Raw genomic sequence first — 11754 nt, forward strand, 5'->3', positions numbered from 1 at the left:
GGACTCCTCTTGAGTGATCGGGTTGGATGGCGATCGGGACCGTACACGGTCCGAATCCCGCACTTCAAAGGCGTCTCACCGTGTACTTCCCGTGATCAGGACCCCTGAAAACCCGGATTTTCCCGGCTTTCCGACAGGGCGCATGATCACTGAGAGTAGATGGCCGGAAATTCTCCCTTGTGATCGATCACACACGGATTGGTTCACTCGGTACCTTGAAAATTCCGCGCAAAGCGAACATCCCCGGGTGTCGATCTCAGTGCGGGGGCCATGATCTCAGACCGGCAGGGTTACTCGCATCACGAGCCCACCTCCTTCGCGCGGCTGAGCCGTGATGTGTCCGCCGTGCGCCCGCGCCACGGACCGCACGATGGACAGGCCGAGCCCGACGCCCTTGTCGCTTCCGGTGCGGTCGGCGCCGCGCAGCCGCTTGAAGGGCTCGAAGAGATTGTCGACCTCGTACGCCGGCACCACCGGGCCCGTGTTGGAGACCGTGAGTACCGCGTGGCCGTGCTGGACCTCCGTGGTCACCTCGACCCAGCCGTCCTCCGGCACGTTGTACCGCACGGCGTTCTGCACGAGGTTCAGGGCGATGCGCTCCAGCAGGACGCCGTTGCCCTGGACGACCGCCGACTTCTGCTCGCCGCGGATCGCCACGCCCTTGGCCTCGGCCTCACCGTGCACCTGGTCGACCGCCTGCTCGGCGACCTCGGCGAGGTCCACGGGCTTGCGCTCGACGATCTGGTTGTCACTGCGGGCGAGCAGCAGCAGGCCCTCCACGAGCTGCTCGCTGCGTTCGTTGGTGGCCAGCAGCGTCTTGCCGAGCTGCTGGAGCTCCACCGGGGCGCCCGGATCGGACAGGTGGACCTCAAGGAGCGTGCGGTTGATCGCGAGCGGTGTTCTCAGCTCGTGCGAGGCGTTGCCGACGAAGCGCTGCTGGGCGGTGAAGGCCCGCTCCAGGCGCTCCAGCATGTCGTCGAAGGTGTCGGCCAGTTCCTTGATCTCGTCGTCCGGGCCGTCCAGCTCGATCCGGCGGGAGAGGTCCGAGCCGGCCACCGCGCGCGCGGTGCGCAGGATGCGGCCGAGCGGCGACAGGACGCGCCCCGCCATCGCGTAGCCGAAGGCGAAGGCGATGATCGCGAGACCGAGCAGGGCCAGCAGGGAGCGGCTGAGCAGGTTGTCCAGGGCGTGCTGGCGCTGCACGTTGACGCAGTCGGCCATCGCCTTGTTCATGACGTCGGAGGACGCGTTCGAGGGCAGGTTGCAGGTGTCACTGGCGAGACTGCCCGAGGTGATCTTGAAGGGCAGGTCGCTGCCGACGTTGAGCGCCTGTGCGGCCAGCAGATAGATGATCGACAGCAGCAGGATGCCCGCGATCAGGAACATGCCGCCGTACAGCAGGGTGAGCCTTATGCGGATCGTCGGGCGCAGCCAGGGCAGCTGCGGCGCCGGCCTCCTGGGGTCCCAGGTGGGCTTCGGGGGCGCCTGGGGAGGAGCGGGAGTCGAGGCCACGGGTTATCAGATCCGGTAGCCGGAGCCGGGGACGGTGACGATCACCGGGGGTTCGCCGAGCTTGCGGCGCAGGGTCATGACGGTCACCCGCACGACGTTGGTGAAGGGGTCGGTGTTCTCGTCCCAGGCCTTCTCCAGGAGCTGTTCCGCGGAGACGACGGCGCCCTCGGAGCGCATCAGCACCTCCAGGACGGCGAACTCCTTGGGGGCCAGCTGGACCTCCTTGCCGTCGCGGAAGACCTCGCGGCGGTTGGGGTCGAGCTTGATCCCGGCGCGCTCCAGGACCGGCGGCAGCGGCACGCTCGTACGGCGGCCGAGGGCACGCACGCGTGCCGTCAGCTCGCTGAACGCGAAGGGCTTGGGCAGATAGTCGTCGGCGCCGATCTCCAGGCCCTCGACGCGGTCGCTGACGTCGCCGGACGCCGTGAGCATCAACACGCGTGTGGGCATGCCGAGTTCGACGATCTTGCGGCAGACGTCGTCGCCGTGGACGAGGGGGAGGTCGCGGTCGAGGACGACCACGTCGTAGTCGTTGACGCCGATGCGCTCCAGGGCGGCCGCACCGTCGTACACGACGTCGACGGCCATGGCCTCCCGGCGCAGTCCGGTGGCCACCGCATCGGCGAGCAGTTGCTCGTCCTCGACGACGAGTACGCGCACGTCGCTTGTCCTTCCTGTGTCCACCCGCGTAGCGCGCCTCGGGCACGCCTGCGCAGGGGTCTCGGTGAGTGTTGGCCTCCATCCTGCCCTTTTCGGCCATAAGTCGGCTGTAAGACGGGTGAGGGGCGACTGAAAGACGGGTGTGAGAGCGGGAATGCAGGATTTTCTCTCGCGGTTGAGGTTTCCGTCGGAGGGAGCGGGGGGAGGACGGCTTTACACCCCGCGATCACGCTCTGCATGTGCCGTACCACCATGCGGCACGAGGCGATCCGCTTGTCCAGGGCGGGCGTGGGTGTCCGGCACCGTCGCCGCCCAGCAGGGCTGCGCTGGGCACCCGCAAGAGACGTGATCGCCCCTTCCGAACGGCACACCCCCGTGCCACCGACCCACGACCCAGGACGAGGGGGCGCAGCATGGACGCATTCACCGCAGGACTTCTGCAGCGCATAAGGGCGACCGAGACCGACTTGACGCGGGCTCGCAACGAGGGCGACGACTTCCTCGTCGAGGTGGAGCAGGGCGAACTCGACGACCTGCGCCGCCTCGCCGCCGAACACGGTGTGGAGGTCAGCGCCTAGCGTCTGATCGACTTCGCGGCACGACAGCGGGCCCCCGGCGAATCCAGCGCCGGGGGCCCGCTGCGTCGGCGCACGAACCTGTTCACCTCGTGTTCGTACGGCGTCAGCCCGTCAGTCGTGCCAGGCGCCGAAGTCCTCCAGGAGCCGCTGGAGGGGTGCGAAGACGCCCGGGGTGGCCGCGACCGTCAGGGCGGGGTTGGGGCGTTCTCCGGGGCGTCCGCCGGTCAGGGCGCCCGCTTCTCTGGCGATGAGGTCGCCCGCGCCGTAGTCCCAGGCGTTCAGGCCCCGCTCGTAGTAGCCGTCGAGGCGGCCCGCGGCCAGGTCGCACAGGTCGACCGCCGCCGAGCCGCCGCGCCGGATGTCACGCAGGAGCGGGATCAGCTTCCCGGCCACCTCGGCCTGGTGGGTGCGGACACCGGTGACGTAGTTGAAGCCCGTCGAGACGAGGGCCTGCTCCAGGGGCGGGGAGGGGCGGCAGGTCAGCTTCCGCTCGCCCTCCCAGGCGCCCGTGGCCCAGGCACCCCCGCCCCGGACCGCGTGGTACGTCTCCCCGCGCATCGGCGCCACCACGACCCCGACGACGGTCTCGCCGTCCTGCTCGGCCGCGATGGAGACGGACCAGGTCGGCAGCCCGTAGAGGTAGTTGACCGTGCCGTCGAGGGGGTCGATCACCCAGCGGACGCCGCTGGTTCCCGGCGTCGAGGCGCCCTCCTCCCCCAGGAAGCCGTCGTCCGGGCGGTGTTCGGAGATCAGGTCGGTGATCAGCTTCTCCGCCGCGATGTCCATCTCGGTCACCACGTCGATGGGGCTGGACTTGGTCCTGGCGACCGCGAGGTCGGCCGGGCGGCCGTCCCGCAGCAGGGTGCCGGCGCGACGGGCCGCCTCCTGGGCGAGCTGGAGCAGTTCGGCGTGCAGGGGGTCGGTCACGGGGCTCCTCACGCGTACGGGCTGTCGGCGCCCGCGGCGGCGGGCTTGGGCGCGCGGGCCGGGCAGCAGCCGACCGGGCAGAGGTTGTGGTCGGCTCCGAGGGCGCCCAGGGCGCAGGGCGTGACCTCCTGGCCGCGCTCCACCGCGGCGCGCTCCAGGACCAGGTCGCGGACCGCGGCGGCGAATCGCGGGTCGTCGCCGACGGTCGCCGAGCGGCGCATCGGCAGGCCCAGCTCCTCGGCCTTGGCCTTGGCCTCAGTGTCGAGGTCGTAGAGGACCTCCATGTGGTCGGAGACGAAGCCGACGGGGGCGATCACCACGGCCGGGGCGCCGGACTCGTGGCGCTCCTCCAGGTGGTCGCAGATGTCGGGCTCCAGCCACGGGATGTGCGGGGCCCCGGAACGGGACTGGTAGACGAGCTGCCAGGGGTGGTCGACGCCGGTGCGCTCGCGGACCGCGTCGGCGATCAGCCGGGAGACCTCCAGGTGCTGCGCAACGTACGCGCCGCCCTCGCCGTGGCCCTCCACCGGTCCCGAGGTGTCCGCGGAGGCGTTCGGGATCGAGTGGGTCGAGAAGGCGAGGTGGGCGCCGTCGCGGACGTCCTCGGGGAGCTCGGCGAGGGAGGCGAGCACCCCGTCGATCATGGGCTCCAGGAAGCCGGGGTGGTTGAAGTAGTGCCGCAACTTGTCGATCTTCGGCAGCTCCAGGCCCTCGGCCTCGAGCGCGGCCAGCGAGTCGGCGAGGTTCTCGCGGTACTGGCGGCAGCCCGAGTAGGAGGCGTAGGCGCTGGTGGCGAGGACCAGGATGCGACGGTGACCGTCGGCGACCATCTCGCGCAGGGTGTCGGTGAGGTAGGGCGCCCAGTTGCGGTTGCCCCAGTAGATCGGCAGGCCCAGGCCGTGGTCCGCGAAGTCCTTGCGGAGGGCGTCCAGGAGGGCGCGGTTCTGGTCGTTGATGGGGCTGACCCCGCCGAACAGGAAGTAGTGCTGACCGACTTCCTTGAGGCGTTCCTTGGGGATGCCACGCCCTCGCGTCACGTTCTCCAGGAACGGGACCACGTCGTCCGGACCCTCGGGGCCTCCGAACGAGAGCAGGAGCAGGGCGTCGTAGGGGGTGGCGTCGAGCGCGTCTCGCATGGGGCGATCCTGTCATCCGGTACTGACAGCCGGGAAACGGCGGGGTGACCACCCGGGTTCCCGGGCTGTTCGACCGGGTGCGTTAGGGTCACCTCACTCGTAAGCTGTATAAGCCGAGTTCGCGCCTTACCCCAGCCTCAAGCCCCCAGCTGCCCCTGTCCGACCGGAGATCCCGTGCCCAGCCCCTACCGCGCCCTGTTCGCCGCTCCCGGCTCCAAGGGCTTCTCCGCCGCGGGCTTCGTCGGCCGGATGCCCCTGTCGATGATGGGCATCGGCGTGGTCACGATGATCTCCCAGCTCACCGGCAGGTACGGCCTCGCGGGCTCGCTGTCGGCCACCATCGCGCTGGCCGCCGCGGCGGTCGGACCGCAGATCTCACGCCTGGTGGACCAGCACGGGCAGCGGCGGGTACTGCGCCCCGCGACGCTCGTCGCGCTCGCGGCATCCGCCGGACTATTGCTCGCCGCGCACTTCGGATGGCCGGACTGGACCCTGTTCGTCTGCGCCGTCGGCATCGGGGCGGTGCCGAGCCTCGGCGCGATGATCCGTGCGCGCTGGGCGGCGTTGTACCGGGACACCCCGCAGCTGCACACCGCGTACTCCTTCGAGTCCGTGATCGACGAGGTGTGCTTCATCTTCGGCCCGATCATCTCCATCGGTCTGTCCACGGCCTGGTTCCCTGAGGCCGGGCCACTGCTCGCCGCCTGCTTCCTGGCGATCGGCGTCTTCTGGCTGACCGCGCAGCGCGCCACCGAACCGGCACCGCATCCGCGTACGGACCACAGCCGCGGTTCGGCCCTGCGCTCCGCCGGCCTGCAGGTCCTGGTGGCCACCTTCGTGGCGACCGGCGCGATCTTCGGAGCGGTGGACGTGGTCACCGTGGCCTTCGCCGACGAACAGGGCCACAAGGGCGCAGCGAGCCTCGTACTGGCGCTCTATGCGGCCGGTTCCTGCGTGGCCGGCCTCGTGTTCGGACTGTTGCGCTTCACAGGGGCCCCCGAACCTCGCTGGCTGCTGGGCATATGCGCGATGGCCGTGAGTATGATCCCCCTCCTACTGGTCGGAAACTTGCCGTTTCTGGCCGTGGCGCTGTTCGTTGCGGGTCTGTCCATCGCTCCGACGATGATCACGACGATGTCCCTGATCGAACAGCACGTACCACGCGCGCAACTGACCGAGGGCATGACCTGGATCAGCACCGGGCTGGCGGTCGGGGTGGCGCTCGGCTCCTCCATCGCCGGCTGGGTCATCGACGCGGCCGGTGCGCGGGCCGGGTACGGGGTTCCGGCGGTGTCCGGGGCCGTCGCGGTCGCGGTCGGTTTCCTGGGGTACCGCCGGCTCAGCAGGCCGGCTCCACGTCGGGGAGGCACCGTTGAGCACGGCAGCGAGCGGGAAGAACGGCACGTGGCGTAACTGGGGCGGCAATGTCGCCGCCCGTCCCGCGCGGGAGGTCACGCCCGCCTCGGTCGACGAGCTGGCGGCTGCCGTGCGCAGGGCCGCCGAGGACGGCCTGAGGGTGAAGGCCGTCGGCACCGGGCACTCCTTCACGGCCATCGCCGCCACCGACGGTGTGTTGATCCGCCCTCAACTGTTGACCGGCATCCGCAACATTGATCGCGATGCCATGACGGTCACGGTCGAGGCCGGTACCCCGCTCAAGAGGCTCAACATGGCTCTCGCGCGCGAGGGTCTGTCGCTCACCAACATGGGCGACATCATGGAACAGACGGTCTCCGGGGCCACCAGCACCGGCACCCACGGCACCGGCCGTGAGTCCGGCTCGATCGCCGCCCAGATCAGAGGACTTGAGCTGGTCACGGCCGACGGCTCGGTGCTCAGCTGTTCTGAGAAGGGGACCGAAGAAGAGCGCGCGGTCTTCGCGGCCGCCCGGATCGGCCTGGGGGCGCTCGGCGTCGTCACCGCGATCACGTTCGCCGTCGAGCCGATCTTCCTGCTCACGGCCCGCGAGGAGCCCATGAGCTTCGACAAGGTCACCAGCACCTTCGACGAACTCTGGGCCGAGAACGAGCACTTCGAGTTCTACTGGTTCCCGCACACCGGCAGCACCAACACCAAGCGCAACAACCGCAGCGCGGGGCCCGAGAAGCCGGTGCCGCAACTCCAGGGCTGGTTCGAGGACGAGTTCCTCTCCAACGGGGTCTTCCAGGTGGCCCAGTGGGTCGGCCGGGCGGCGCCGGGCACGATCCCCTCGATCGCCCGGATCTCCAGCAAGGCGCTGTCCGCGCGGAGCTACACCGACATCCCGTACAAGGTCTTCACATCGCCCCGCAGGGTGCGGTTCGTGGAGATGGAGTACGCCGTCCCGCGCGAGGCCGTCGTCGAGACGCTGCGCGAACTGAAGAGGACGATCGACCGCTCCGGACTGCGGGTCAGCTTCCCCGTGGAGGTGCGTACCGCGCCCGCCGACGACATCACGCTGTCCACCGCGTCCGGCCGCGACAGCGCGTACATCGCCGTCCACATGGTCAAGGGGACGCCGTACCAGGCGTACTTCACGGCCGCGGAGCGGATCTTCACGGCGCACGAGGGGCGCCCGCACTGGGGCAAGGTGCACACGCGCGACGCCGAGTACTTCAGCGGGGTCTACCCGCGCTTCGGCGAGTTCACCGCGCTCCGGGACCGGCTGGATCCCGACCGGCGGTTCCAGAACGACTATCTGCGGCGGGTGTTGGGGGCGTAGGGATTCCGTGAAGTACGCCACTTTCAAGATCGCGAAAACCGCTCAACGGACGGCCCGAGATCGCTTCTTGAACGAAGTTGAGTAGCGCGGCAATCCACGCACGTGGCCCAAATGGAGTACTGTTGCGAGCCCTGGGTCCGGTCTCCCGCCAGGGCGTCCGTGGCCTTCAAGGGCGGCCGGGAGGGGGCTAGTTGCACAGGGTGACGGAGTTCGTCACTTAGCGTTGCGAATAAGTAACCGTGCCATAACGGTGATCCAGGGCCCCGGCCCGACACGCCGGGCAACTCGGCAAGGTTGTGGCAGGCTGCACCCGGGCAGGCCACACTCGACTAGCGGAAGCAGCGACGCACGTGACGTCGGCAGGCACCACCCGGGAGGTCCCCATGCCCGAACTGCGTGTCGTGGCCGTCTCGAATGACGGCACACGGCTGGTGCTGAAGGCTGCCGACTCAACGGAGTACACGCTTCCGATCGACGAGCGACTGCGCGCGGCGGTACGCGGCGACCGTCCCCGCCTCGGTCAGATCGAGATCGAGGTCGAAAGCCATCTCCGTCCCCGCGACATCCAGGCGCGTATACGCGCGGGTGCCACCGCGGAAGAGGTAGCCCAGCTCGCAGGAATTCCCGTAGACCGTGTACGGCGTTTCGAGGGCCCTGTGCTCGCCGAGCGCGCCTTCATGGCCGAACGAGCCCGCAAGACCCCGGTCCGCCGGCCCGGCGAGAACGCCGGACCGCAGCTCGGCGAGGCCGTGCAGGAGCGGCTGCTGCTGCGCGGAGCCGAGAAGGACACCGTCCAGTGGGACTCCTGGCGCCGTGACGACGGCACCTGGGAAGTCCTGTTGGTCTACTGCGTCGCGGGCGAACCGCACTCGGCGAGCTGGACCTACGACCCGCCCCGGCGGCTCGTCCAGGCCGTCGACGAGGAGGCGCGCTCGCTGATCGGCGAGTCCGAGGACCTCGGCGCACCGGAGCCCAGCTTTCCGTTCGTGCCGCGTATCGCCAGGCTGCCGCGCGACCGGCCGCTGGACCGTGCCCTCGACCGGCCGAGCCTGCCGCCGGCCGAGCCCGTCGAGGAGACCGTCGGTGAACGGGACTCGCTGACCAGCCTGTTGGAGGCCGTACCGAGCTTCCGGGGCGACATGGTCGTACCGGAGCGGCCGTCCGAGACGGCGACCGCCGAGGAACCTGCCGCCCTTGAGGAGGAGCCCGAGGTGGAGGAGCCACCCGCTCCCGCGGCCTCGGCCGGTTCCGCCTACGCGGACGTCCTCATGCCGCGTTCGGTGGCCAGCCACCGCGACCGTCTCATCGGCGCCACCGACCGCCAGGCCGAGGCCGACGGCGTCCGCCCCGGTCGCAGAGCGGCCGTGCCGAGCTGGGACGAGATCGTGTTCGGCACGCGCAGAAAGAAGCAGGAGTAGTCAGTCGTACGACGAGAAAGGGCCGCGCTCGTGGAGCGCGGCCCTTTCTCGTCGTACGGCGCTCTGGCTACTGGGGGTCGGGGCCCACCGCGACCGGCCGCTCCGGGTCCGAGGACCACTCCGACCAGGAACCGACGTACAGGGCCGCCGGGATGCCCGCGACCGCCAGGGCCAGGACCTCGTGGGCGCCGGAGACTCCCGAGCCGCAGTAGACGCCGACCTCGGTGTCGTCGGTGGCGCCGAGGGCCTTGAAACGGGCGTTCAGCTCCTCCGCGGGCAGGAAGCGGCCGTCCGGGCCGACGTTGTCCGTGGTGGGCGCGGACCGGGCGCCCGGGATGTGGCCGCCGACCCGGTCGATCGGCTCCACCTCGCCGCGGTAGCGCTCCCCCGCGCGCGCGTCCAGCAGAACCCCCGCGCGGGCCAGCGCGGCGGCCTCGTCGGCGTCCAGGAGGCCCGTCGCGCCGGGGACCGGCTCGAAGTCGCCCTCGGCGAGGGCGGAACCGGGCACGGAGGACTGAAGTCGCCCCTCCCAGGACGGCAACCCGCCGTCAAGGACTCGCACGTCCGGGTGACCTGTCCAGCGCAGCAGCCACCACGCGCGGGCGGCCGCCCAGCCCTGTCCGCCGTCGTACACGACGACCGGCGTGGCCGCGGAGACACCCGCGCGGCGCATCGCGGCGCCGAACTCCGCGAGGTCGGGAAGCGGGTGCCGGCCGCCGATGCCCACCTGGCCGGCGAGCTCCCGGTCCAGGTCGACGTAGACGGCGCCGGGGATGTGCCCGGCCGCGTACTCGGCGCGGCCGTCGAAGGGCGGTTCACCGGCCGCCTTGGCCACGCTCAACTGCCAGCGGACGTCGAGCAGGACGGGCGGGTTCGGACCCGCGAGGTCGCTCGCCAGTTCGGATGCGGAGATGATGGCGTTCATGCCCACCATCCTTGCGCACGGGGTGGCCGCATCCGCCATGTCCGGCTACTCTGCTCGGCCGGACAGGCCCGATCACCAGGCGTACGGGAACGGGCACATGCTGTACAGCCGATCGCCCTCCGTCCGCCATCGCGCGGCAACGGAAAGCCAGCCACGCGGCGGGCATCCTCCGGGCACGGGAGACCGTGCGGCGGCGCGCCCGGAGCGCGCGGCACCGCGGGTGGTGCGAGCATCGGCACGGAGGTCCGGACAACGGACACGACACGGCCTGCGTGAAGGGCCGAGGAGAGAGTGACGATGACCGAGGCAAGGGGGTCGGCCGGCCCGCCCGCTCGGCACACGCCCGGTACACCCTGCTGGGTGAGTCTGATGGTGCACGGGATGGCCGCGACCCAGGAGTTCTACGGATCGCTGTTCGGCTGGGAGTTCGTGCCGGGACCGCAGCAGCTCGGGCCCTACGTCCGTGCCCTGCTCGACGGCCAGGACGTCGCCGGGATCGGCCAGCTGCCGCCCGACCGACATCTGCCGGTCGCCTGGACGCCCTACCTCGCCTCGGACGACATCGACCTGACAGCCGAAACGGTACGGCTGTGCGGCGGCACGGTCGGGGTGGGACCCCTGGACGCCGGTGACGCCGGCCGGCTCGTCATCGGCTCGGACCCCTCCGGCGCCGTCTTCGGCGTCTGGCAGGCGGCGGCACACCTCGGCACGTCCGTCGCGGGTGTACCGGGCACACCGGCCTGGCACGAACTGCTCACCTACGAGACCGTGGGCGTCGCCAAGTTCTACGAGACGGTGTTCGGTCACGAGGAAGAGCCGGTGGTCTCCGCCGACTTCGACTACGTCACCCTCCGTGCCGGCGGCCGTCCGGTGGCCGGCCTCCGCGGCATCGGCCAGGGGCTGCCGCGCGACCGGGGCCCGCACTGGATGACGTACTTCGAGGTGGCCGACGCGGACACCTCCACCCACCTCCTCGTCGACCTCGGCGGCCACGTCCTCGACCCACCCCACGACAGCCCCCACGGCCGCGTGGCCACGGTGACGGACCCGGAGGGGGCGCGGTTCTCGCTGATCGAGAACCCGCGCTGAGGAACCGGGGACTAGGCCGGCGGTGAGCCAGTCGGGCAGCCGGCCGCCGCCTTTGCAGGGGACGTAGCGTGGGGATGCCCGCCAGGAGTCGGCGAGTTCGCCCCTGCGCCCGGGGTGGGTCAGACGGGTGAGCCGGCTGCCGGCACCGGCAGGACGTCCGGGGACAGGGCCGCCGCCCGGGCCGTCGCCGCGGTCATACGGCGGCGGTGGTGCCGGCGGCACAGGACCTCGTAGCCGATGTCGTCGCCCTGGTCGACGTCCCCGACGACGACCTGGGCGCCCTCGACCACCATCACACCGCTTATGGTGCGGGCGTTGTGCGTGGCCCGGGCCCCGCACCAGCACAGGGCCTCGACCTGGAGGACCTCGACCCGGTCTGCCAGTTCGACGAGCCGCTGGGAGCCGGGGAACAGCTTGGAGCGGAAGTCGGTCGTGATGCCGAAGGCGTAGACGTCGAGGTCCAGGTCGTCGACCACACGGGCGAGCTGGTCGATCTGCTCCGGCACCAGGAACTGTGCCTCGTCCGCGATCACGTAGTCCGCGCGGCCGCCGCGGGAGAGGTGGTCGACGAGGTAGGCGTACAGGTCCTGGCCGTCCTCGACCTCGACCGCGTCCGTGACCAGGCCCAGTCGTGAGGACAGTTTGCCCTCGCCCGCCCGGTCGTCACGGGTGAAGATCATGCCCGTCAGGCCGCGCGCCGAGCGGTTGTGCTCGATCTGGAGAGCCAGCGTCGACTTCCCGCAGTCCATCGTTCCGGAGAAGAACACCAGCTCGGACATGGTGGATCGAGCACCTTTCGGCGAGGGGA

The 11754-nt window shown here is 70.6% G+C and carries 11 protein-coding genes; 5 read left to right on the forward strand and 6 right to left on the reverse strand.

Going from position 1 to position 11754, the window contains the following annotated elements; genetic code table 11:
- Positions 1 to 276 precede the first annotated feature (276 nt).
- Entirely contained in the window at positions 277 to 1512 is a 1236-nt protein-coding gene (locus AB0D34_RS11935; protein ID WP_362660261.1) for a HAMP domain-containing sensor histidine kinase, read from the reverse strand.
- A 6-nt stretch (positions 1513 to 1518) separates the two neighbouring features.
- Positions 1519 to 2172, reverse strand: coding sequence for a response regulator transcription factor (locus AB0D34_RS11940; RefSeq protein WP_007385219.1), 654 nt, complete (start codon positions 2170 to 2172; stop codon positions 1519 to 1521).
- Positions 2173 to 2585: 413 nt separating this feature from the next.
- On the opposite strand from AB0D34_RS11940, the gene AB0D34_RS11945 reads away from it, so the two are divergent.
- The gene (locus tag AB0D34_RS11945) at positions 2586 to 2750 is read left to right on the forward strand and encodes a hypothetical protein (protein WP_020121920.1); all 165 of its coding nucleotides are present in this window, start codon (positions 2586 to 2588) and stop codon (positions 2748 to 2750) included.
- A 111-nt stretch (positions 2751 to 2861) separates the two neighbouring features.
- Here AB0D34_RS11945 and AB0D34_RS11950 read toward each other — a convergent pair whose 3' ends face one another.
- Both AB0D34_RS11950 and AB0D34_RS11955 read right to left on the reverse strand, forming a co-directional pair.
- Positions 2862 to 3677 (reverse strand): inositol monophosphatase family protein, encoded by an 816-nt coding sequence (locus AB0D34_RS11950; protein ID WP_362660264.1) that lies wholly within the window; start codon positions 3675 to 3677, stop codon positions 2862 to 2864.
- A gap of 8 nt (positions 3678 to 3685) precedes the next feature.
- On the reverse strand, positions 3686 to 4813 hold the full coding sequence (locus tag AB0D34_RS11955; protein ID WP_362660267.1) for a ferrochelatase: 1128 nt from the start codon (positions 4811 to 4813) through the stop codon (positions 3686 to 3688).
- A 174-nt stretch (positions 4814 to 4987) separates the two neighbouring features.
- Here AB0D34_RS11955 and AB0D34_RS11960 point away from each other — a divergent pair, with 174 nt between their 5' ends.
- From AB0D34_RS11960 to sepH, 3 genes are all read left to right on the forward strand, one after another.
- Positions 4988 to 6226, forward strand: coding sequence for an MFS transporter (locus AB0D34_RS11960; protein ID WP_362660270.1), 1239 nt, complete (start codon positions 4988 to 4990; stop codon positions 6224 to 6226).
- Positions 6186 to 7514: a D-arabinono-1,4-lactone oxidase gene (locus AB0D34_RS11965; RefSeq protein WP_362660272.1), complete on the forward strand. Its 1329-nt coding sequence runs from the start codon at positions 6186 to 6188 to the stop codon at positions 7512 to 7514. The genes AB0D34_RS11960 and AB0D34_RS11965 overlap by 41 nt, the downstream gene beginning before the upstream one ends.
- Positions 7515 to 7897: 383 nt before the next feature.
- A complete protein-coding gene (gene sepH, locus AB0D34_RS11970) occupies positions 7898 to 8932 on the forward strand; it encodes a septation protein SepH (RefSeq protein WP_362660274.1) in 1035 nt (344 codons plus the stop codon).
- Between the two features lie 67 nt (positions 8933 to 8999).
- On the opposite strand, the gene AB0D34_RS11975 is transcribed toward sepH, so the two are convergent.
- Positions 9000 to 9857 carry a sulfurtransferase gene (locus AB0D34_RS11975; RefSeq protein WP_362660277.1) on the reverse strand — a complete coding sequence of 286 codons (858 nt, stop codon included), beginning with the start codon at positions 9855 to 9857 and terminating at the stop codon, positions 9000 to 9002.
- A gap of 297 nt (positions 9858 to 10154) precedes the next feature.
- On the opposite strand from AB0D34_RS11975, the gene AB0D34_RS11980 reads away from it, so the two are divergent.
- A complete protein-coding gene (locus tag AB0D34_RS11980; RefSeq protein WP_362660279.1) occupies positions 10155 to 10946 on the forward strand; it encodes a VOC family protein in 792 nt (263 codons plus the stop codon).
- 119 nt (positions 10947 to 11065) lie between these two features.
- Here AB0D34_RS11980 and AB0D34_RS11985 read toward each other — a convergent pair whose 3' ends face one another.
- Positions 11066 to 11725, reverse strand: coding sequence for a thymidine kinase (locus AB0D34_RS11985; protein WP_362660281.1), 660 nt, complete (start codon positions 11723 to 11725; stop codon positions 11066 to 11068).
- Positions 11726 to 11754 lie beyond the last annotated feature (29 nt).

The sequence above is a fragment of the Streptomyces sp. NPDC048420 genome (assembly GCF_040651535.1).
GTDB lineage: Bacteria > Actinomycetota > Actinomycetes > Streptomycetales > Streptomycetaceae > Streptomyces.

What these genes read in the sequence shown, in the direction of transcription:
- AB0D34_RS11945 (WP_020121920.1), top strand. Translation starts at nt 2,586, where the DNA reads ATGGACGCATTCACCGCAGGACTTCTGCAGCGCATAAGGGCGACCGAG.
- AB0D34_RS11955 (WP_362660267.1), bottom strand. Translation starts at nt 4,813, where the DNA reads ATGCGAGACGCGCTCGACGCCACCCCCTACGACGCCCTGCTCCTGCTC.
- sepH (WP_362660274.1), top strand. Translation starts at nt 7,898, where the DNA reads ATGCCCGAACTGCGTGTCGTGGCCGTCTCGAATGACGGCACACGGCTG.
- AB0D34_RS11975 (WP_362660277.1), bottom strand. Translation starts at nt 9,857, where the DNA reads ATGAACGCCATCATCTCCGCATCCGAACTGGCGAGCGACCTCGCGGGT.
- AB0D34_RS11980 (WP_362660279.1), top strand. Translation starts at nt 10,155, where the DNA reads ATGACCGAGGCAAGGGGGTCGGCCGGCCCGCCCGCTCGGCACACGCCC.
- AB0D34_RS11985 (WP_362660281.1), bottom strand. Translation starts at nt 11,725, where the DNA reads ATGTCCGAGCTGGTGTTCTTCTCCGGAACGATGGACTGCGGGAAGTCG.